Source organism: Paenibacillus sp. FSL R5-0914, assembly GCF_038004525.1.
In the GTDB taxonomy this organism is placed as follows: domain Bacteria; phylum Bacillota; class Bacilli; order Paenibacillales; family Paenibacillaceae; genus Paenibacillus_AQ.
The window spans coordinates 2,795,331-2,817,095 of the sequence record NZ_JBBORH010000001.1 but is presented as its reverse complement, the minus strand read 5'-3'; the positions used below and the strand labels follow the sequence as shown (position 1 = coordinate 2,817,095).

17 protein-coding genes are annotated in these 21,765 nt (G+C 42.6%); 4 read left to right on the top strand and 13 right to left on the bottom strand.

Features of this window, described 5'->3' with window-relative positions; genetic code table 11:
• Positions 1-185: 185 nt before the first annotated feature.
• The 4 genes from metG to MKX60_RS12300 all read right to left on the bottom strand — a co-directional run bounded on the left by metG (position 186) and on the right by MKX60_RS12300 (position 5,752).
• Positions 186-2,198: a methionine--tRNA ligase gene (metG, locus tag MKX60_RS12315; protein ID WP_076284468.1), complete on the bottom strand. Its 2,013-nt coding sequence runs from the start codon at positions 2,196-2,198 to the stop codon at positions 186-188.
• A 350-nt stretch (positions 2,199-2,548) separates the two neighbouring features.
• Entirely contained in the window at positions 2,549-2,812 is a 264-nt protein-coding gene (yidD, locus tag MKX60_RS12310; RefSeq protein WP_042190501.1) for a membrane protein insertion efficiency factor YidD, read from the bottom strand.
• Positions 2,813-2,814: 2 nt separating this feature from the next.
• On the bottom strand, positions 2,815-3,276 hold the full coding sequence (locus tag MKX60_RS12305; RefSeq protein ID WP_042190503.1) for a Fur family transcriptional regulator: 462 nt from the start codon (positions 3,274-3,276) through the stop codon (positions 2,815-2,817).
• A 223-nt stretch (positions 3,277-3,499) separates the two neighbouring features.
• On the bottom strand, positions 3,500-5,752 hold the full coding sequence (locus tag MKX60_RS12300) for a copper amine oxidase N-terminal domain-containing protein (protein ID WP_042190505.1): 2,253 nt from the start codon (positions 5,750-5,752) through the stop codon (positions 3,500-3,502).
• 351 nt (positions 5,753-6,103) lie between these two features.
• Here MKX60_RS12300 and MKX60_RS12295 point away from each other — a divergent pair, with 351 nt between their 5' ends.
• Genes MKX60_RS12295 through MKX60_RS12285 form a run of 3 tightly spaced genes read left to right on the top strand, consistent with a single transcriptional unit; the run spans position 6,104 to position 10,430 of the window.
• Positions 6,104-7,873, top strand: a complete 1,770-nt coding sequence (locus MKX60_RS12295) for a sensor histidine kinase (RefSeq protein ID WP_341059958.1) — start codon at positions 6,104-6,106, stop codon at positions 7,871-7,873.
• 11 nt (positions 7,874-7,884) lie between these two features.
• Complete coding sequence (locus MKX60_RS12290; RefSeq protein WP_341059956.1) at positions 7,885-9,129, top strand: response regulator; 1,245 nt, start codon at positions 7,885-7,887, stop codon at positions 9,127-9,129.
• 23 nt (positions 9,130-9,152) lie between these two features.
• Positions 9,153-10,430 carry an ABC transporter substrate-binding protein gene (locus tag MKX60_RS12285; RefSeq protein ID WP_341059954.1) on the top strand — a complete coding sequence of 426 codons (1,278 nt, stop codon included), beginning with the start codon at positions 9,153-9,155 and terminating at the stop codon, positions 10,428-10,430.
• Positions 10,431-10,512: 82 nt separating this feature from the next.
• On the opposite strand, the gene MKX60_RS12280 is transcribed toward MKX60_RS12285, so the two are convergent.
• The 3 genes from MKX60_RS12280 to MKX60_RS12270 all read right to left on the bottom strand — a co-directional run bounded on the left by MKX60_RS12280 (position 10,513) and on the right by MKX60_RS12270 (position 14,160).
• Entirely contained in the window at positions 10,513-12,111 is a 1,599-nt protein-coding gene (locus MKX60_RS12280; RefSeq protein ID WP_341059952.1) for an ABC transporter substrate-binding protein, read from the bottom strand.
• Positions 12,112-12,204: 93 nt separating this feature from the next.
• Complete coding sequence (locus MKX60_RS12275) at positions 12,205-13,167, bottom strand: carbohydrate ABC transporter permease (RefSeq protein ID WP_231573325.1); 963 nt, start codon at positions 13,165-13,167, stop codon at positions 12,205-12,207.
• Positions 13,168-13,182: 15 nt separating this feature from the next.
• Positions 13,183-14,160, bottom strand: coding sequence for an ABC transporter permease (locus tag MKX60_RS12270; RefSeq protein ID WP_256721637.1), 978 nt, complete (start codon positions 14,158-14,160; stop codon positions 13,183-13,185).
• A gap of 337 nt (positions 14,161-14,497) precedes the next feature.
• Here MKX60_RS12270 and MKX60_RS12265 point away from each other — a divergent pair, with 337 nt between their 5' ends.
• Positions 14,498-14,632: a hypothetical protein gene (locus MKX60_RS12265; protein ID WP_341059950.1), complete on the top strand. Its 135-nt coding sequence runs from the start codon at positions 14,498-14,500 to the stop codon at positions 14,630-14,632.
• Between the two features lie 24 nt (positions 14,633-14,656).
• Here MKX60_RS12265 and MKX60_RS12260 read toward each other — a convergent pair whose 3' ends face one another.
• From MKX60_RS12260 to pflA, 6 genes are all read right to left on the bottom strand, one after another.
• Positions 14,657-15,448 (bottom strand): response regulator transcription factor, encoded by a 792-nt coding sequence (locus MKX60_RS12260; protein WP_340971878.1) that lies wholly within the window; start codon positions 15,446-15,448, stop codon positions 14,657-14,659.
• Positions 15,423-17,279 (bottom strand): cache domain-containing sensor histidine kinase, encoded by a 1,857-nt coding sequence (locus MKX60_RS12255; protein ID WP_076284461.1) that lies wholly within the window; start codon positions 17,277-17,279, stop codon positions 15,423-15,425. Before MKX60_RS12255 ends, MKX60_RS12260 begins: the two co-directional genes overlap by 26 nt.
• Before the next feature lie 29 nt (positions 17,280-17,308).
• Positions 17,309-18,139 (bottom strand): carbohydrate ABC transporter permease, encoded by an 831-nt coding sequence (locus MKX60_RS12250; protein WP_042129876.1) that lies wholly within the window; start codon positions 18,137-18,139, stop codon positions 17,309-17,311.
• Positions 18,139-19,023 carry a carbohydrate ABC transporter permease gene (locus tag MKX60_RS12245; RefSeq protein WP_042190519.1) on the bottom strand — a complete coding sequence of 295 codons (885 nt, stop codon included), beginning with the start codon at positions 19,021-19,023 and terminating at the stop codon, positions 18,139-18,141. Before MKX60_RS12245 ends, MKX60_RS12250 begins: the two co-directional genes overlap by 1 nt.
• Before the next feature lie 127 nt (positions 19,024-19,150).
• Complete coding sequence (locus tag MKX60_RS12240) at positions 19,151-20,560, bottom strand: extracellular solute-binding protein (RefSeq protein WP_076284460.1); 1,410 nt, start codon at positions 20,558-20,560, stop codon at positions 19,151-19,153.
• 422 nt (positions 20,561-20,982) lie between these two features.
• On the bottom strand, positions 20,983-21,720 hold the full coding sequence (pflA, locus tag MKX60_RS12235; protein ID WP_042190523.1) for a pyruvate formate-lyase-activating protein: 738 nt from the start codon (positions 21,718-21,720) through the stop codon (positions 20,983-20,985).
• Positions 21,721-21,765 lie beyond the last annotated feature (45 nt).

The following is a 21,765-nucleotide window of genomic DNA, read 5'->3' as shown; positions in this document are numbered from 1 at the left end:
AATCTTTACTATTAGAAGTATAATAGTAATCATTACGATAAGTCAACAATAAATCCTAATAAGATGATTCTGAATTTTATCCCTGCTTATACGTTGAAAAAGGAATGTTCCCACAGCCTAGCTGGCTGAAGGAGCATTCCCTTTCTTATATAACAATTACATATATAGATTCTACATAACGATTCTTACTTCACAATAGCTCCATTTGGCATGCTGTCTGGAACTGTAGCGATGGTTAACTGATCACCTTTAGAAGCCGCTAAAATCATCCCTTGGGACAATTCTCCGCGCAGTTTCACTGGCTTCAGGTTCACAATACAAATCACTTTTTGGCCTACCAGCTCTTCCGGTGTGTAAAACTTCGCGATACCAGAAACGACTTGACGCTGCTCATAACCTAGATCCAGCTGCAGCTTCAGCAGCTTGTCGGCTTTCTTCACAGGCTCAGCTGCAATGACCTGAGCTACCCGAAGCTCAGCCTTGGCGAAATCGTCGATGCCGATCTCTTCTTTATGCTCTTCCTCAGGCTCGGATACCACAGGAGCCGCAGGTGCTGCTTCGGTCGCTTCAGCAGCCGGTTTACCAGCGCCCATGGCTTCGGCGATATAAGCTACCTCTTGCTCCACATCCAGACGAGGGAAGATTGGATTGCCTTTCACCAGCTTTGTTCCTGCCGGAATCAGACCAAAGGTCTTGCCGCTGTCCCATGTCGTTAATTCACCAACTTCGATGCCAAGCTGTTCCCAAATCTTCGCTGGGGTTTGCGTCAAGAACGGCTGCAGTAGAATGGAAGCGGTGCGAAGACCTTCCACAAGATGTCTCATTACGGAAGCCAACTCAGCTGTTCTGCTCTCATCCTTAGCAAGCACCCAAGGCTGTGTCTCATCAATATATTTATTGGTGCGGCTTATAAAGATCCCGATCGCTGTTAGCGCTACGGAGAACTCCATTTTTTCCATCGCTTCTTCTACTTTGGCATAAGTATTCTCTGCCGCAGCTTGAAGCTCACCATCAAATGCTGTTACATTTCCTTCATACGCTGGAAGCTCTCCACCGAAATACTTCTCTACCATCGCACCTGTCCGGTTCAACAGGTTACCAAGGTCATTAGCAAGATCATAGTTAACCCGATCTACAAAGCTTTCCGGTGTGAATGTACCATCCGAACCAAATGGTACTTCCCGTAGCAGGTAATAACGAAGTGCATCCAGGCCGTAACGATCAATTAATGTAACTGGATCTACTACGTTCCCTTTGGATTTTGACATTTTGCCATCCTTCATGAGCAGCCAACCATGAGCAAATACCTTTTTCGGAAGAGGCTCACCCAGCGCCATTAGAATGATTGGCCAGTAAATCGTATGGAAACGGACGATTTCTTTGCCGACAATATGCACATCAGCAGGCCAGAAATTATCGTACAGACTACGATCCTCGGAACCGTAACCCAAAGCAGTAATGTAATTTGTCAATGCATCGATCCATACGTACACTACATGCTTTTCATCGCCTTTAACCTTAACACCCCAATCGAAAGTCGTACGGGAAACCGCAAGATCCTCCAGACCAGGCTTGATAAAGTTGTTGATCATTTCGTTTTTACGGGATTCCGGCAAAATAAACTCCGGATTCTCCTCATAAAATTGCAGCAATCGATCTGCATATTTACTCATCCGGAAGAAATAACTCGCTTCCTTCACCAGTTCAACCGGATGACCGCTATCAGGGCTTTTTGCACCAATGATTACGCCATTGTCATCTCGAACGATATCAACCAATTGTGTTTCTGTATAGAAGGTTTCATCCGGAATACTGTACCAGCCTTCATATTCGCCTTTATAGATGTCACCTTGCTTGAGCAGTCGATCAAAAATATCCTGAACAACCTTTTTATGACGCTCTTCCGTTGTACGGATGAAGTCATCATTGGAGATGTCTAGCTTGCGCCATAATTCCTTAATGCCAACAACGATGTCATCTACGAACTGCTGAGGGGTTTTACCTGCTTCCTCTGCCTTCCGTTCAATCTTTTGACCATGCTCGTCTGTACCTGTAAGATACCTTACATCATAGCCGCGTAGACGTTTGTAGCGGGCCATTGCATCTCCAGCTACGGTAGAATAAGCATGTCCGATATGCAGCTTATCACTCGGATAGTAGATAGGTGTAGTTAAGTAAAAAGTTTTCTTTTCGCTCATTGATTAATCATCCTTTCTTTCATAAAAAGACAAAAAACTCCCGCCCCTTTAATGGGGCGAGAGTATAACTCACGCGATACCACCCAAATTTCCTGTCTCTTCACAGAGATCAGGCTTCGCCAGTTCCCTCTCGGGAACTGTCCATTAACGCTGGAACACGCCGTTATCTTACGTGAACCTCAATTGCAGTTCCCGCTCGAACACAGTTCCTCCCGGACCATATTCAATCTAACGCTCCATACCGGCTTTCAGCTCGTTCCGGCTCTCTGTAATGGGCGTACCGATTTACTCATCCGTTCCTCGGAATTCATACTATTACCTGTGAATATACCCAATGGCAAGGGCTCGTGTCAAGTCGCGCGAGCAGAATCCTTCTTTGTGGGGTGTTCCTCAAGAGGCGGAACCGGATCAAGTCCCCCTGGATTGAAGGGATGGCATCTAGCAATCCGCTTGGCAGCAAGCCATGAACCTTTAAGTGGACCATGGACTTCAATAGCTTCTAGTGCATAGGCAGAGCAGGTTGGATAGAAGCGACAAGTGGCAGGCTTAATCGGGGAAATGTACTTGCGGTACACCCGAATGGGAGCCTGAATCGTTCTACGAAGGGTCGCCATTCTTAGACCCCTTTTTTGCGATTAGCTGCTGCGACTAGTTCTTCTTCCCGGTTCTCTTCACATTCCTTGCAATAACCGAACACCTCAAATTTATGCTTGACTACCCGGAATTGATCAGGAGTATCCGTTAAATTCATCGGGCAGAAATTAATCGGGTAGGTTTTCTCGCATTGAAGGCAGATCATATGATGATGGTGATCCTGATGATTACAGCTTCCCTTGAATTTCACTCCGTCTTCAAAGACGATTTGTTCAAGTACACCAAGCTCTTCCATTACACGCAGATTGCGGTACACGGTATCAAAGCTAAGTCCGCTATACTTGCGGCCCATATGCTCATAGACATCCTTCGCTGACAAATAACCCTTATTCTCGCCGAATAACTTGGCAAGCGTTTTGCGTTGGTCGGTGATTCGCAGACCTTGCCCCGACATGACCTCTAATATTTGTTCTGTCGACAGCATACGCTCATCTCCCATAACATTTCAGTTCATTTATATTTCACTCTCTTAATAATGCCCCAAAATAAATGCCCCGTCAATGAAACAACCAAGCGTATGAGCGCTCATCAGAGTAAAATCATACATATAAATACAAAAAGTCCGGCTGAGTATTCCTTTGCGGAATATTCAGCCGGACTTTTATTTCAGGTGAATCCCAAATAACTTAATGGATGGACCTATTTTGTTATTTTTTCGCTGGCAGCGGTGTAACCAGGAAATTCACCGGCAAGTTACTACCAGAAGCTGCTGTGAACAAAATCTCCACGGAGCCGCCATAATCGCCAGTACGATAAATCACACTGTTCATGTCAGCACTAGAGAGACTTCCTGAATTCGGCATTTGTACGATTTGACCATTAACCATGACTGGTCCCATGTAATTACCGCCACGTGGATTAAACGTAATCAATGAATTAGGTGCAACACGGTCGAATTTGATTTTGTATAACACACCAAAATTACCTGCATTGGATGCTTCAGTACCATTCATTGGGTCTACACCGGTCAAATTCAAATCACTCGAATTGTCACCGAGAAGAAGTCTCGCAGGAGTTGTTCCTACTTCGTCGGTAACCGTGATGATGCGTGTAGAATCAGCATAAGTTCCTCGGTTATGCACCCCATCACGATCCAATATTGGAAGTGTAGGAAGTGTAGTTAGAGGATCTTTATTCGCTTCGATCATCATGACATTATATTCAATAGGATAATCGCTAAATAAATCCGCTTGGAGGGATACAATCTCGCCTGGTTTCATTGCAATTTTGTTTAGGTCCGTAAGAATCGATACGCTTTCTCCTGGTTGAAGGACCGTTGTCTTATAATGTTCCCTAGTAATCATAGACTTCCAGTAACGTTCCACAGACATTTTACCAGTGCCTTCTGGAAATGAACTTGGACCGCCAAAGCCTACATACTCTGTTGTAATTGTCGTAGGGTACAGATTGTTATTCTTAGCAATCACATACACCTTCGTTTTAATATTCATATTATTCTTGTGGTGGACCAAAAAGCGAGTTCCGCCGAATGATGTTTCTTTATACGTGATCCCTTCCGTATTCACTGTTTCTGGACTATTACTGCGAATAAGGTTATATGGCTCAGAAGAAAGATTATAAGCTACCTTCTGCCAAGTTGGAACCATCGATCCGTCGATGTTAAATACGCTACCCGGAGCACCGAATAATCTATAGAAATCTTCTTTACTGTACAAGATTTCATCTGAAATATTAATGGTCTTCTCAAAAGTGCTGATTGCGCCATGTGAATCTTTGACTTGAATAGCGACTGTTGCTGGACCTGGTGTAAAGAAAGCTTCTGCTTTGTTCGTCCAAGTCACTTCAATTGGATCACCGTCTGGGTCGCTGCTTAGATCCGAATAAGTGATCATTTCACCCATCTTGTAAGAATCTTTGTCTGTCGTGAAATTAGCGACTGGCGGGGTATTTGGTTTTAGTACGTTGATGGTCACAGAGTAAGGATCACTCCACTGTCCATTCGCATCCATAACGGAATAGGATACTACATAAAATCCTGGTGTATCATAGATATCTTGCTTATTTCCTTCCCAGCGTTCATCGACAATGGCCGTACCATTCGGTGAAGAGCTGGAAGTTACAAAATTCACAGGATCACCAGCATAAATTTCAGTTGGCACTGTAAAAGAAGCTTTTGGCTTCGTGTTCAGCGTAAGAATTACTCGTTTTTGCACATTATCAACGGTATAAGGAATGCCTAATGCCCCGGTGATGGACGTCAAAGGAACCATGAATGTACCATTAGTTTGGTAAGCTGGACCTTTCATCGTCACATTTTTACCATTAACGGAATAGATCTTACTGTCCGTTTTAAAGCGCATTACGTCGCTTCCTTTGGTAACAATGGTCTCTTTCGTTTTATAATCGTAAATGTATTTCACACCTACGCGTTCTACCATAGCTCGGATCGAAACGTATGAGACGCCATTCTTCACGGCCATTGGCTGATTAGCCAAATACTCAACGCCGTTTTGGTACATTTTGTTGCTGTTCATCATAAGTACAAGCTGATTACTAGCTGCAGCACGAACACCATCCGTTGGTGTAGGTTGTGTAGTGGTTTCAGGTGTTGCACTTGGGAGTGGTGTAGCAGTTGGTGCAGTTGTTGCTGTAGGTTCGGATGTTGTTGTCGGTTCAGTTGTTGTCGTCGGTTCAGCTGTTGCCCCAGGGATTGGAGTTGGAGTTGGTGTAGGTGATACGACTCCCCCTGGTACCTCAGTTGGCATTGGCGGTAATGGGTCAGTAGCTTCTGGCATTACATCCGTCGCGGATGTGGCAGCTGCTCCTACTGCATTGGTATTACCTGAGGTACTATTGACAGATTCAGCAAAAGCCGGCACTGCCGAGGCGGCCTGAGATATGGCCAAAACAGCAACTAACGTTAATTTCTTCAAATCCATGATATGACTCCTCTGCTCCTATTTGTAAATATAAGTAGGTCTCTGTCTTTTTCATACTCCTCTTATATTCCCCGCAAAAACGCAACCGCTCTCAGCGGAGCGGAAGAATTGCTTTTTGCCACGTTCGTTATAACAAAACATAGTATTAGACGCATCCGACCGCAAAAAGTTTCATTTTAAAGTAAAGAAAGATTAACCCAGTATTAAAACAAGCAAAAACAACCTTTCATCCGCTACCCGAAAAATATGAGATTATCCATATAAATATGTGTATTTTACGGCAAGGTATATTCGCTTTCATTTGCTTTTGTTACAATGTATGGAAGAATATCTTTTCATGCGGGTGATGACATGTCCAAGAAAATCTCCATCCTCGTTCAATTAATCATGGGTTTCTCACTGATCATTTTCACTATCGTAGCCTTTACGATTTTTTTGTCCTACCGATCGTCATCCCAAGCCGTTCTTAACCGGTCGAACCAATATATTCTGGAGTCCGTCAAACAACTTCAAGGTAAAATGGACGCTATCCTTCAAGATAACGACAAACTCTCTTCTACGATCATGTTCAGTCCCTTGATTCAAGAAACACTAGGAGACTTAGCAGAATCCCGCACACCTCCTACTGACGCTATGGATATCACCCGCTACATCGATCAACAGACACGTTCCATCAATTATGACATCCAGTTCAAGCTGCTCGGACTTTCAGATAATCAGGTATATACCAATAGCAGCTCCTTAAAAGTAATCTGGGACAGCGAGAGAGAAATCCGCGGCGCCTATTGGTTTCCAGCTATAGCCCAGAATAACGGCCGTATGCTCTGGTTTGGTGTAGATGTATGGCAGAACGGCACGATCCCTGTGGTCATGGGAGCTAGGCAAATTAATGATTGGAATGATTTAAATCGGCTAGGAACCCTATTTCTCGTCCTTCCTGTGGAGGTTATCCATAACGCTGTCAGCCAATTTCATCTTGGTAAGAATGAGAAAATCCAAATTGTTGATTCCTTCAACACCATTGTTTATTCCACCGATCCAGATGAGATAGGTCTGTATATGGATGATAGAATTCTAAGTCAATTCAGTAATCATAAAGCACGAATCATCCCAAATACCATAAACTCCCGCAATATGTTCGTATCCTACGCTTATTCCCCCTACAGCGAGTGGAGCATTTTTGCTTACATTGATTCTAAAGAAGCTGTTAAAGATTTAAATGGCATTCGCAGAAATATTATTTTAATTGGCCTGCTCGGGATGGCCGCAGCGTTATTGTTTACCTTCTTTTTCTCGTGGACACTGTCTAAGCCGCTTCGTAATCTCGCAACCAAGCTAAGCAACGTTGAACGCGGAACCACGCTACCGTTTGTAAAAACAACCATGAATAAAGAAATGGCTATCCTATACTCAAGCTATAACTCCATGCTTCAAAACCTAGACCATACGATTGCTGACCTCTCAAGCAAACAAATCAGTGAAAAACAAGCTCAGATCGTAGCTCTTAAAGCACAGTTTCGCCCTCATTTTCTCTACAATACATTGAACACCATCTATTGGTCACTGGCTAATAAACATATGCGAGAAGAGTCACAGATGGTTATTGCACTAAGCGATTTGCTTCGATACAGCATTGATCGTGGATCGGAATTTGTTACGGTTGAGGAAGATTTACAACAACTTGAAAGGTTCATTTACCTGCAAAAACTACGCTACGAGGACAAACTACAGGTTGATCTGCACGTGAATCCTGAGGTCATGAATAGGCAGCTCATGAAGCTAACCCTTCAGCCCCTTGTAGAGAATGCTATCACGCATGGACTTGAACCTACACTACGCGAAGTATGGCTTATACGTATTCGGGCCTATAGTGAAGGCAACTCACTTGTGCTAACAGTAGAAGATAACGGAGAAGGCATGAGCGAGGCAAGAATGGCAGAGGCCTTAATCAGCGGCGAGGTTAATCCGGAGAAGCTGCTCCACACGGGTATCGGTCTCTCCAATCTGAATCATCGTATAGAACTAATCTATGGACATGGATTTGGCCTTCATTTATCAACCAGCGAGCTCGGAGGCTTACTCGTAAAAGTCACTGTTCCATTACAGTTCGATCAAGGGTAGGGGGCGAAGTGATGAAAGTGTTAATTGTTGACGACGAAAGTTTTGTCCGACGATCCCTGTCAGAAATGCTGGGAAGTGCGAACCATAATTTTAGCATCATTGGTTCAGTAGAGAACGGATTAGAAGCGATACAACTGTTAAAAGAGCAGGCAATTGACCTTGTAATATCAGACATACGTATGCCTGGCATGGATGGACTCGAGCTTTCTAAGCATATCCATGAATGTTACCCTGACACCGAGACGATACTGCTCACTGGTTATCAGGATTTCTCCTATGCCAGCCAAGCCATAAGGTACGGTGTACGAGAATATCTGGTCAAGCCAAATTCAGTTGAAAATATCCTCGAAGTCGTAACAAGTGTGTATGAACGTCTGGAATTGAAGAAGCAACACAGGCAAGTCTCGCAGCTGCGAGAAAAGAATCTTCGAGAGAAACGCCTTTCTGATCTACTTTATGGCATTCCATTACCCTACTTTGAAGAACAGCTCATACCTCCCTTTCATTCTTTTGTCATCATTACTGTAAATCACCTAGGTGATGTTATGCCACAATACTGGTCTGAACAAGCGATGTATGCAGCCGTAATCAATATATTAGAAGAGTGTTTTTCGCTTTACGCTAATGTTGTCGGCATTCAAGAGGAACAGGAAGCGATAATCATGTTGTTTTATCCCCATGAACAATCCGAAAGAATCGATGAGGCGCTAACTCAGGAAATGATGATTAAGCTGTCTAGCCTCTTGAAATCGCCTTTCAGCGCGGGTGTCTCCAACCCTCACTATGATCTTGGAGCCCTCGCAACAGCTTATCATGAGAGCCTGCAGGCATGCCAACAGCTCAAAAAGGATAGTACCCGACCCGTTATCTATTATAGTGATGTATCCATGTGCTCAGCTTCTCCTCAGCTTACGGAACAACTACAGGTGAAGGCTACACGCAGGGTAATCTCTATAATGATTGAGGCTATGAATTCGCGACTCCAAGAGAACCTCTCTCTCAAAATGATTGCAGATGAATTATACATGAATCCAACCTATCTAGGCCGTCTGTTCAAAGACGATGTAGGAGAATGCTTCTCTAGTTTTCTTACCAAGCTTCGTATTCAAAAAGCGATAGAACTGCTAAATAATGTTACGCTCAAAGTTTACGAAGTTAGCGAATTAGTTGGCTTTAAAGATCCTGCGTACTTCAGCCTCATATTCAAGAAATACATGGGTATGACTCCTCAGGAATTTCAGAAGCACAACAAATAAAGACGAGGTGTGTTCTCTTGCATGTGAATGCTAAGTTGTTGACTATCCTGTTAAGCTTTGGATTGCTGCTTCATACAAGCGGTTGCCAGATCTCTCCTTCTAAGGAAGATATCGACCTTCAAGACCCGATCCAGCTGAACATCTGGCTTACGGCTGGATCAGGTCTTGAGCCGCTTATAGCAGAGTATCAATTGCAGCATCCCGAGCTAGAAATCCATATTCAGACCTCAACCTCCACGCAGCTTCCCGCCAAGCTGCAAACTTCATTCGCAGCAGGATATAGTTCCCCTGATGTGGCGGCCATTGATATTAGCTATTTGGATCGTTTCAAGCAGTTCCCCGATTATTTTTATAATCTAACAACATTTGGAGCGAATGATCTAAAGAATCAATTTCTGAGTTGGAAATGGCAGGAGGTGCTCGGTAATGATTTTATCTTCGGATTACCGACTGATATTGGTCCCTATGCTATGTTGTATCGGACTGATATCTTCGCGTTATCTGGACTCCCTACCAAACCTGAAGAAGTAGCAAAGCGAATCCAAACTTGGGACCAATTCCTCAAAGCCGGCACTAGAGTCCATGAGGCAACAGGCAAAGCCTTTGTCAATGACTTAGAGAATCTTTATCTAACCCTTCTGCGTCAGTCCAAGCTTCAATATTACAGCCCCACTTCCCAAGAGCTGATCATAGGAAATAATCCAGCAGTAAAAGGGGCTTGGGACTTTGCAATTCAAGCTCTGAAGCTGAATCTATCCGCAGGTATTGCTGTAGATACACAGCGCTGGGGCGCAGGTCTGCTAAACGGCGACTTTGCAGTGATGCTCTGTCCGGCTTGGATGATTGATCATATCAAGAGCAGTGCTCCAACAGCCAGCGGATTATGGAATGTAACGACCATCCCAGGAAATAGCGCTAATCGAGGAGGTTCCGTCCTTACCTTGCCTAGAACAGGCAGTCATCCAGAGGAGTCATTCGCGCTTATCAAATGGTTAACCGAGCCCGCACAACAGCTAATTTCATTTAAGTCAGAAGGGGCATTTCCCTCCACGCCCGAAATTTATGACGATCCCGAGATCCATAACCTGTCTGATCCCTATTTTCCTAATTCTGAGGTTGGACGTGTCCTCTCTACAGCAGCACAAGAAGTAGTTCCCACCTACTACGGTCCGCACCACGCCGATGTAGAAACAAATATGCTCGAGTATTTAACCAAAGCCGAGCAAGGTAAGCTAGATCCAGAGCAGGCTTGGTCACTTGCCATTCAGGTAGCGCAAAAAATAGATACTTCTTTCCGCTAACCTATTCACCAAGCGTACAATAAAGGCTATCCCCAGCGCAGTAATCATGCCGGGGATAGCCTTTTAGTTTCATTTAAAGTATTTATTTTTGAGCAGCTAAGAAAGCATCTAATTGTTTTTGTTTCTCTGCAATAATCTTATCAAGTCCGGCTTTCTTCAGCTTGTCGGCGTACTTAGTCAATACGGTATCGGGATCAACAGAACCCGTATCCAAACTGATGTCATATTCATCCATAACAGCTTTACAAGCTGCCATTTCAGTCTTCATAGAGGATGCGTCGAAGTTAAAACCGAGCGCAACAGAAGCTTTACCTTTGGAGTTGAAGGCCTTGAATTGCTCCCATTTGTCTGGAGCTTCACTTTCCCATACAGGATTCAGGAATTGGCTTCCAAGCATCCAGGCGGCAGCGGTATTATAGTCACCCGTTTTGTCAGTAGCTTTAATCGTATCACCGCTAACGACATCATAATGGACACCTTTTACACCAAATACGAGCAGATTATTGATTTCTTTATCCGTGTGCAAAAGATCTAATACCATCATGGCACGAGCTGGATCACCCGACGAAGCGGAGATCGCTAACATTGATCCTGCTGCATCACTAGTAGAAATCGTCGGTTCGTTAAAAGCAATTTGTTTCAGTTTTCCGACCAAACCTGTAGCATTAGCCAATTCACTATCTTTACCAGGTTTCAGTGATTGTACTGTCATAAAGACATTACCGGCCTTCATTGCATCTTGTGTAGAATTTGTAGCCACGGCCGCATCTTTGTTAATATAACCTTTCTTCATGTATTCACGGGTAAGTTTGATGATTTCCTTATAGCGGTCCAGCTCAATCATAGATTGAATTTTAGTGTCCGATGAATCCTTAAGCAGAACGCCCGGAATTGAAGCATCACCAAGCGTATCGTACTGGGCCATGTACTGAGAGTTAAAGGTCTCTCCTTGTTTGAAATACAGTGGAGTAAGGTCTGGTCTCTTCTCCTTTACAACTTTGAGAACGGCATCCAGATCTTGAATGGTCTTTACATTCGACATATCAATGCCTAGTTCATCAGCTATATCCGAGCGATAAACGATCCCGCCTTGTGCTGCTAGCTCCTTATTCGTAGGAACGGCATAATTCACACCATTGATCGCAGAACCTTTTAAGAATTGCGGGTCGAGATTTTTAAGAATCCCTTGGCCATATTCGTTCAATAGATTACCGTACTTGCCGTTATCATCATTAAGTGGGAGGTAAGCACCTTTAGCTGAATTCGTTACATAATTTTTCCATTGGGCTGTAAAAATAATATCGAATTTTTCCTGACTGGCAATCTTCAGATTAACATCATTGTCCCATGGACCCCAGTCGATCGGTGCGATATCCAATTTGGCGTTAATTTTAGGTTCCAGAAGCTTATTGATAGCGTCTTCTACAACCTGCTCATCCTTTTGAACGGCACCGACATAGATTAACTTAACAGTATAAGGATCTAATTTCTTCTCCGGTTCAGCTGTAGGATCTGCAGCGGGCTCATCTGTTGCCACAGCATTGGTAGCGGTTGCATTTTCACTTGGCGCTGGTGAGGCTCCTTCATTATTCCCGTTATTCCCTCCGCATCCAGCTAAGCTAAGACTGAGTACTACGATAAGCATCAGCGTTAAAAGTGCGCTTGTTCGAATAGCCTTCATGTACACCATAACCTCCCTCAAAATATTTATATATGCTGAATCGGACGTTCACACACTTGCATGGAACGCCGAATTAAGCCACTCCAATCCTCATTAGCCTTTAACAGCACCAACGGTAAGTCCTTTGATAAAATACTTTTGGAAGAAGGAGTAAACGAATACGATAGGACCGATCCCAATAACAGCCATTGCCATTCTTACTGTCTCTGTCGGCAGATTGATTTCTACACCTTGTGCAGCTAAGGCAGCCATCGCTTGAGGGCTTGCAGTCAGGAACTGAACGTTCAACATCGTCTTATACATTAGATATTGCAGATTGACATGCCCTTCGGGTGAAATAAAGATCAAGCTTAGATACCAGTCATTCCAATACGCCAAGGTTTGAAATAATCCCACTGTAGCTAGTACCGGTAACGACAAAGGCAAAATGATTTGAACGAAGATCCGAAACTCCGGTGCCCCGTCAATTTTAGCGGATTCAACTAGTGCCGGCGGGATTGTGTTTGCAAAAAAGGTTCGTAAAATGATGACAAAGAATGCTGAAACCAGCAGTGGCATAATCAGAATCCATAGCGTATCTTTCAAATGCATCATTTGAGTATAAACTAGATACCAGGGCACTAAGCCTCCATTAAACAAAAGTGTAAAAAACATAAAGAACGAAAAGAAATTACGATGTGGAAAATCCCCACGCGAGATAGGATAGGCATACATTGCCATAATTACGAGACTCAGAATCGTTCCAACCACCGTCACAAATAAGGAAACGGCAGCCGCATCTATGATTTGCCAATAATCTTTTAACAGAAATTCATATGACGAGATATCCCACTTGTTCGGGAAAAAGCTGTAGCCGTGCTGCACAACCGATTGTTCATCTGAGAACGATACGATAATCACGAGGATCAGTGGGACCACACAAATCGCCGTATAGATCCAGAAGAATATATTAATTAACAAATTGGAGATATTAGAAATTTCATTGGGTTGTCTTTGCCGTTTAGCTCTCTTTCCTGTACGACCCGACGGCCCGATTGCAGTTTCTGTCTGGCTCAACACGCCCACCTCCCTCTAAAATAACGCATCATCTTTACTTATTCGTCGTACTGCTAGATTTGCTAAGAATATCAGTAGAAATCCTACAATAGATTGAACGAGACCCGCGGCAGAGGACATCCCAATATCACCAATCGCCAGGAAGGTCTGATATACATAGGTGTCGATAACTTGCGTAGTGGAGTATAATGCTCCTGCGTTTCTAGTCACCTGAAAGAACAATCCGAAGTCTGCGTTAAAAATCCTACCAATCTGCAGTAGCGTCATTACGATGATAACCGGACTGATCAGCGGCAGCGTGATTTTGCGAATCTGCTTCCATTTAGAAGCACCGTCAATCAGCGCAGCCTCATAATATTCGTGATCTATGCCGATGATCGCAGCCATATAAATGACCGTCGTATAGCCAATCTCTTTCCACAGCTTTACTATCACTAGAATCCCCGGCCAATATTGCGACTGCGAATACCATTCAATTGGATCAACCCCAAAGAACGGAAGCAGTGTCTTGTTCATGAACCCGTGCTCAGCACTTAGAAAGCCGTATACTAAATAACTGACGACGACCCATGAGAGAAAATATGGGAGAAACATCGCACTCTGATGGAATTTTGATAGCCATCTGCTGCGCATTTCGTTAAACATAATCGCAAAAGCCAGTGAAAAAAATAGTGTAAGTACAATAAACGCAGTGTTGTACAATAGGGTATTTCTTGTAATGACCCAAGCCGTCTCCGTAGAGAATAGATACTTAAAGTTCGCTATCCCCACCCAGTCGCTGCCTAGAATCCCTTTCTGGTAATTAATATCCTTAAAAGCAATTACCGTCCCTAACATCGGTATGTAGTTATTGATGATCAGAATAATAATGGCTGGGAGCATCATCAAATAGAACACCCAATATTTCTTCATCACTCTCAGAAAATTCGGCACTCTCCCCCTGCCGCGTTTTTTTACTTCTGATAAGCTGACGGAAGGATTCGTCACACTCATGTTCTGTTCCCCCATTTCATCATCATCCCAATCTAGAGCCTTTTTCACGCTTGCTTGGCTATCGCCTTGCACTTCCTTCTTACACTCTAATTAAAACACATGATAAATTTTGGGAGTATAGGGAGCATATTATATTTCTATAAAAAAAGAGATGATTATCCTCAATAACTAAGGATAATCATCTCTACTGTTTAAAATCATTAAATTGGTTATAACTTATGTACCTTTATCACAGCCGCAGGCTGATCGATAATCCCTTCTTTCCCCTAAGGAGTCCCCACAACCGCAGGAGTGGGACGACCCCATATCCACAACGAAGTGTGGTGAGGGAGAAGGAATGGAGAGGAAGTTTGGAACTGTAGGAGCGGAGCGTTCGCCTAAAAGCTTTCCTTGGAAAGCTACCTCGGAAGCATATGCTATCCTCGGATTTCAACCGCGAGCAGCGGTTTCCAATCAAGAAATCCGAGGATAACAGCGACCGGAAGTCCAAACATCCTCAGAGTGAAGCCGACCTCACCGCGTTTCGGTCACGATACTCCTTAGGAGACATCCCCGTCTGCTTCTGAAATACCTTCGTGAAATAACGTCGTTCCTGATAACCGACTCCGGAACCAATCACCGTAATGCTCTTATCGCTGTTAGTAAGCATAAACTTGGCAGCTTCAATTCGCTGTTGTGTTACGTATTCCACGAAAGTCATTGCAAAACGGTTCTTAAACAAGAGGCAGAAGTAACTGCCACTGATGCCGATCTTATTCGCCACTTCCTCAATCCCGATATCTGAATGAAGATGTTCAGTGATGTATTGAGCGGCCAAGTTCATTAGCTGATCCGGCGTTTTTTTGCCATTGTCAACTTCAGGAATCTCTTGAAACAAAGGGATGCTATTATACAGTTTATTCTTAAACTGTTTACTACGGATATTAGCTCCGATCTCACGTACCTTATTGCCAAGCTCCTCATAATGTATCGGCTTACAAATGTATTCTTTTACCCCAAGCCGGATCGCTTCCCGTGCATAGTCAAATTCCTGATACCCGGTAAGAAGCAGTACCTCACTATCCAATCCCAATTCCCGCAGCTTTCCTACAAAAGTTAACCCGTCCATCACTGGCATACGAATGTCACTCAACACAAGATCGGGTTGCTCCTCTTCAGCAATGCGCAAGGCGTCCATACCGCTTCGCGCCATACCGACGACCTCCATTCCCATCTCCTGCCATGGCAACACTCTCTTCAGATTATTCAGAATTGGGGCTTCGTCATCTACCAATAATACTTTTAGCATAATGATCTTCCCCCTGCTCGTATTTAGGTATGACACATTGAATAATAGTACCATATCCTGGACTGGAACAAATAAATATTCCATATCTGTCACCGTATTCAATGCGGATGCGATCCGCTACACTGCGAATGCCAAGGCCTCTACGTTCAAGATTCATCCGGTTTTCCCGTTCAACTTCAACCTCTTGCTCCACAGGATCATTCACAATATATTGGAAAATAGACAACTGAGATGGTGTAATTCCAATACCGTTATCTTCAATTCGTAAAATTAAGTCCCCTTGCTTCTCCCAAACTTTCACAGAAACTTGACCTTTGTAATCAATACCCTCAAATCCATGTTGAATGCTATTCTCTACAAGCGGTTGCAAAGTAAGCTTTAAAATGCCGCAACTCATCAATTCTTGTGGGATATCAATATCGTATTCAAATAAATCCTCAAATCTAAATTTTTGAATATCCAAATAATTGCGCAGATGTTTAATCTCTTCATCCAGTGTAATTTCTTCTCGATCCTGAATGCTAATTCGTAAAATACTTGCCAGTCGGTAGACCATCTCACTGACTTTCTTGCCTTCATTCTGTATAGCCAGAACATTAATCGACTCTAACGTATTGAATAAAAAATGCGGTTTAATTTGAGCCTGTAGAACACGCATCTCGGCTTGATTCTTGCGACGCTGTTCCAAATGGATTCTGTTAAACAATCGGTTAATTTTATCCATAAGATCATTAAAGCCCTTACCAAGAAGCGTTAACTCATCATTCCCCTTCACTTCTACCCGCGAAGTTAGATCTCCATCCTCAACACGTCGCATAAAACGAACAATTACGGCTATTGCACCAGTAATGCGATTCATAAAGAATAGATTGAAGATCACCGCTGCCAAAAAGCAAAGGAAGATAACCCCTACAAACCAGCGTGCAAATACTGTAACTTCTCGAGATAAAGAGTCCCATGAGGTTACAGACACTAGACTCCAAGGATAATCTTTCAAATGATACATGGAGAGAATACTCTTCTCCCCGTTATACTCTGTTTTAAAACTCTGAAACCCTTTTTTGAAGGTAATCTCTTTATTCGCGAATGACTGAATATCCTGCCCATCCAGCTTTTGATCTGGGTCAAATAGAATCATTCCGTCATCATTTACTAGCATAAACGAAACATCCTGATTACTATCCCCAATTTTTAAATTGCGAAATATCGATTCGAGCTCCCAATTTTTGATCTGTACAACAAGGATACCTATGTTCTGAAAGAAGCTCAGTTCCTTCACGAGTCGAATTTGTGTAAACACAGGTTCAGTTCCTGTAAGTTCAGGATACTCATGAGGAGCCAGCCATTTTGGCACGCCATTCAAATCCATTACTTCCTGGTACAAATCACTTTTTTTGAAAGTATCATAGGGTAGCGTTCGGAAATTTTCCTTATTAAAAAGCGACACGATTTCAGAGTTACCTCTACCGTTAAAATTGTATAAAAAAGCATAGCTAATCGATGGATGGTTAAACAACAGACTACGGAAATTGCGCTGGCTTGCATTCAAATTGAGTTGCTCAGCATCAGTCAAATCTTGATTAGAAGGATCTTCTGCGCTAAGTGCCATATGAAAAACCGAGGTAGCAATTCCGTTGTCTGTAACGTTATCCATATCTTTTAACACATTTGAAATACTGTAACTAATTGCTTTGAGCGAGTATTCCGACTGTTGACTGTACTTCTTCTCAATAGAGTTATAAGTCACGAAAAACATAAGCATGCCTAGAATAAATAAGGGAATGATTATCAGGCCCAAAAATGCCGTAAATAATTTATAGCGCAAATTCATCGGCTAGTGCTCCTGACTGAGAAAAAAAGTTATCCTTTTACGCCACCCGCAGTTACGCCTTCAATAATTTTTTCCTGTAAAATCGCATAAATCACAATTACTGGCAGAACGCTGAAGACGATACCCGCTGACATTTGTGCATAGTTCATCTGATATTGATCACGGAATTGAACCATACCCACTGGGAGCGTACGTAGTTCATCATTTGATAGGAAGTAGTTTGCCAGCAAGAATTCGTTCCAATTGCCCAGGAAATTAACAATGAATACAGTAACCATGGCAGGTACGGTTAGAGGTACAATAATTTTAGCAAAGATACCTGGTGCCTTCAACCCATCCATGACCGCTGCCTCTTCAATTTCTCTAGGCAACGAGCGCATAAATGCAGCCAATATAATTATCGTAAACGGAATTGCATTCGCGATATAAGGGATAATCAACGCCCAGTGCGTATTCAGAATCCCCATCTTACGTACAATCGTATAAATAGGAAGCATCAATGCGTTGTTTGGAATGAGCATTCCCACCATAACTAAGGTGAACAAAATCGTATTCCATTTGCCTTGGCGCATCCGAGTAACTGCAAAAGCAAACATAGACGCTAGAATGATAGATACTACAGAAGCCAATATGGAAATGTACAAACTGTTAAAAAAGTAGGTGCTGATCTTGGCATTTACCCAAGCTTCAACGTAGTTATTGAAGACGAACTCCTTTGGAATCCCAAAAGGGTTAAGTGCTATTGCATTGTTATCCTTTTTCACAGAGGAGAATAACACGAACAGGAAAGGAAATAGAATAACTAGCAGATAGGACAATAGTGCGACGTGTGGCAGACTTTTTTTCAGGGCGCGTGGCATCAGTATTCAATCCTTTCTGTGCGTCGGGCTATCAGCAGCTGATAAATGGCTGTAACCACCAGTGTAAATACAAAGATCAGGACTGCAATGGCATTACCGTACCCGTACTTAAAGTTAGTGATAGCATATTTAATCATGTAAGTTGCCATTACATCGGTTGAACCAGCAGGTCCACCCTTAGTCATTACAATGACGATATCCGCCGCTTTCATTGCTCCAGCAATGGACAACATGATTACAACAGAAATGATCGGAACAATTAAAGGAAGCGTGATGCGTGTAGCACGTTGGAATCCAGTTGCGCCATCAATGGCAGCTGCTTCATCCAATTCACCTGGTATCGACAGAATAGCTGCAAGTACCATTACAATGTAGAATCCGGTCCATTGCCAAGCATTCGTGATCAGGATGGATAACATTGCGAATCTTTCATCCGACAGCCAGTAAAGTGGATCAATACCAACTAAGCCTAGAACCTTATTTAAAAGTCCAATGTTGGGCTCATAAATGAAGCCCCATAGAATACCGATAACTGCTGTAGACATAATAGAAGGCATGAAGACCGCTGTCTTATACAAGCCTTTTAGCTTCTTTACATTCGATATCAATAACGAGAAGAATATGATTAACGGTACCTGTACAAAACAGGAGAAAAGAATAAAGAAACCGTTATTTTTGACAGATATCCAGAATCGTTCGTCTCCTAATGCCTTCTCAAAATTACTGATTCCGGCAGACTTGACTGTGTCAGATACCCCATTCCAGCTAGTAAAGCTGTAATAGATTGAACTAAAGATGGGATAGATGAAGAACATCGTGAACAAGATCAGTGCTGGAAGAATAAAAAGGAAAAATACCAATGGATTTCTTAGTGCTTTATTCATGACTACCTCCGGTTGCTTTGACATCTGGCGAACAATGAATGTTTTAGAGCTTTGCAAACACATAAATTCTTTGAGTTTAAAAATGTACCCTGGTTCTGGCACCAGGGTACATTCAATTTGCAGCTACTTATTCAACTGCTGCGTTTGCTTCTTCTTGTACCTTCTGTAAAGCTTCGCCCATTTTCTCTGGAGTTGTCTGACCACCAATTAGCTTTTGAATTTGAATGTTACTGATTTCTGTAGTTACATCAGCTTGAACAAGTGAGTCAAATGCTGGGAACGAAGATTGTGAGTTATTAAGTACACCTACGATTTCGCTCATCAGATCATCCGTAATATTTTCATTCAGCACGTTTTGATCAATTTTCATTGCTGGCAGTACGCCATCTTCAACAAGACCACGTAATTGCATTTCTTCGTTAAACAAGTTTTTGATGAAAGATTTCACAGCAGCCAATTGACGTGGATCTTTCTCAGCAGAAGCAGAGAAACCGTAGCCATTGTTTACATCGCGCATCAATGCAGTTTGGTCGCCTACGCCACCATCAACTGGAGGAATATTGAAGAATCCAACTTTACCAATCAAACCTTCGCCAGATTGTCCTTCTTTAAATACGGAAGATTTCCAAGTACCATCATACAAGAGGATTGCTTCACTACTAGTGAATTGTGTTGTATATTCAGCATACTCGAAACCAAGTTCGCCTTTTTTGAAGTATCCTTTGTCAACCCATTCTTTGTACTTTGCAAAACCTTTTACAACGTTTGGATCAGTCCATTTAGCTTCGCCTGTTGCAAACTTAGCGGTTACATCTGGACCTGCATAACGTGACCACAAGTGGTTAGCTAACATAAGTGGTACCCAACCAGCCTTAGATGCACCAGCCAAAGGTACTTTTCCGTCAGCCTTGATGTCAGCCAATTGTTGTTCCAATTCAGCAAATGTTGTTGGAGCTTTCCAACCCTTGCTATTGTAGTATTCTTTGTTGTAGAAGAACCCTTCACCAGATCCACCGATAGGCAATCCGTAAATTTTTCCTTCATAAGTGAAAGGATCAAGATTTGAGAATTTATCCTTAATTCCAAGTTCCTCTAGGATTGGAGTCAGATCGAGTAATTTACCTTCTTTAGCATAGATCTTAGAGTCAGGGCTTCCGAAAAGATCGAAGATCTCTGGTGGATTACCTGCAGCCATTTCACCACGTAATTTTTCTTTACGGTTTACATCTGAATCTACTCCATCAAGCTTAAAGGTCAGACCCGGTACATCGCCTTCTACCTTTTTCACTACTTCTTGCAGAATAGCTAAACGTTTCTGTTTGTCGGCACCGATTTGAGTGTGACGAATCGTCATTTCGAACGGCTCGCTACTAACCGGTTCTTCTGTTGCTGGAGCATTTGTAGCATCCGCTGCATTCGTCGCGGTAGCGTTTCCATCTCCTTTGTTAGAAGATGCATTGTTGTTGCCTCCGCAACCTGCCAGTAAAGCTGATGATACAAAAATCAGGGACAATAGCAAAGTCATACCTTTTTTCATTTCTTGTGACCCCCCATATAATGTTGTGCTTTACACTTCTTATTATAGAAAACAGATTCCATTCTCGTAAGGTTAAGATTCATCCACTATAGGGATAAAAATCTCTAATGAAAGCGGAATCAACTACACAATATGTAATATAATATAACTTTATTTCAGTAATAATTACGATTAAAAGCTTTATAGCGTGATTTAACCATACATATACTTTGAAAATAATCATAAAAACTCAATGCAATGATACAATATATATCATAACAGATTTCCAAGTCGTTAATTAACAGCAGTAAATATACCATTTTTTTAAAGCGAAAATACAAAATTACCCCTTTAAATGACATCAGACGTCCCTCATAACAAAAAAAGCCGTTCCTTCAGCAGTAAATCACTGAAGGAACGGCTCCACTTAATGTAGGTATAAATTATACCAACGCTGTCTGCTTACGACCTTCTTCGACTAAGCGGTATGCCCGCTGAACTTCTTCATCCGTAGGGGATGGCACTCCATCCAATTCATAAGCCTTACCGAGCATTTCCCATTTATAGATACCCATTTGATGATAAGGTAAGATTTCAAATTTCTCAACGCCATTTAAGGTTCCAATATAACGACCTAGATTGATAAGGTCCTCTTCACGGTCATGAATGCCTGGAACATATACATGTCTAATCCACATCTTACGGTTATGATCTGACAGCCAACGTGCAAGCTTCAAGGTCCGATCATTAGATTTACCAGTTAACTTAATGTGTGCTTCTTCATCAATATGCTTCAAATCGAGCATCACCAAGTCCGTAACATCCAATAAGTCATTAATCTTGTCACCTTCGTTATAACCATTACTATCTAATGTGGTGTGCAAATTCCAACGCTTCTTAACTTCCGTAAATAACTGTTTTACAAATTGTGCCTGCAAAGTTGGTTCTCCGCCGGATACAGTTAACCCACCACCGGATGAACGATAGTAGTTTAAATATGGCTCGATCTCCGAAAGCACTTCTTCTAGAGTCATTTCCTTACCTTCATCTAAAGCCCAAGTATCAGGGTTATGGCAATACTGGCATTTCAGCAAGCACCCTTGCATAAATAAGACAAATCGAATACCAGGTCCGTCAACGGTTCCAAAGGTTTCCAAGGAGTGTATGCGACCTTTAATCATAGGATGTCATCCTTTCTCCAGGACTGACTAACAGTCCATCTTTCA

Bases quoted from the DNA above. Each gene is read 5' to 3' on its own strand.
- metG (WP_076284468.1), bottom strand. From the start codon at position 2,198: ATGAGCGAAAAGAAAACTTTTTACTTAACTACACCTATCTACTATCCG.
- yidD (WP_042190501.1), bottom strand. From the start codon at position 2,812: ATGGCGACCCTTCGTAGAACGATTCAGGCTCCCATTCGGGTGTACCGC.
- MKX60_RS12305 (WP_042190503.1), bottom strand. From the start codon at position 3,276: ATGCTGTCGACAGAACAAATATTAGAGGTCATGTCGGGGCAAGGTCTG.
- MKX60_RS12300 (WP_042190505.1), bottom strand. From the start codon at position 5,752: ATGGATTTGAAGAAATTAACGTTAGTTGCTGTTTTGGCCATATCTCAG.
- MKX60_RS12295 (WP_341059958.1), top strand. From the start codon at position 6,104: ATGTCCAAGAAAATCTCCATCCTCGTTCAATTAATCATGGGTTTCTCA.
- MKX60_RS12290 (WP_341059956.1), top strand. From the start codon at position 7,885: ATGAAAGTGTTAATTGTTGACGACGAAAGTTTTGTCCGACGATCCCTG.
- MKX60_RS12280 (WP_341059952.1), bottom strand. From the start codon at position 12,111: ATGAAGGCTATTCGAACAAGCGCACTTTTAACGCTGATGCTTATCGTA.
- MKX60_RS12270 (WP_256721637.1), bottom strand. From the start codon at position 14,160: ATGAGTGTGACGAATCCTTCCGTCAGCTTATCAGAAGTAAAAAAACGC.
- MKX60_RS12265 (WP_341059950.1), top strand. From the start codon at position 14,498: ATGGAGAGGAAGTTTGGAACTGTAGGAGCGGAGCGTTCGCCTAAAAGC.
- MKX60_RS12260 (WP_340971878.1), bottom strand. From the start codon at position 15,448: ATGCTAAAAGTATTATTGGTAGATGACGAAGCCCCAATTCTGAATAAT.
- MKX60_RS12255 (WP_076284461.1), bottom strand. From the start codon at position 17,279: ATGAATTTGCGCTATAAATTATTTACGGCATTTTTGGGCCTGATAATC.
- MKX60_RS12250 (WP_042129876.1), bottom strand. From the start codon at position 18,139: ATGCCACGCGCCCTGAAAAAAAGTCTGCCACACGTCGCACTATTGTCC.
- MKX60_RS12245 (WP_042190519.1), bottom strand. From the start codon at position 19,023: ATGAATAAAGCACTAAGAAATCCATTGGTATTTTTCCTTTTTATTCTT.
- MKX60_RS12240 (WP_076284460.1), bottom strand. From the start codon at position 20,560: ATGAAAAAAGGTATGACTTTGCTATTGTCCCTGATTTTTGTATCATCA.
- pflA (WP_042190523.1), bottom strand. From the start codon at position 21,720: ATGATTAAAGGTCGCATACACTCCTTGGAAACCTTTGGAACCGTTGAC.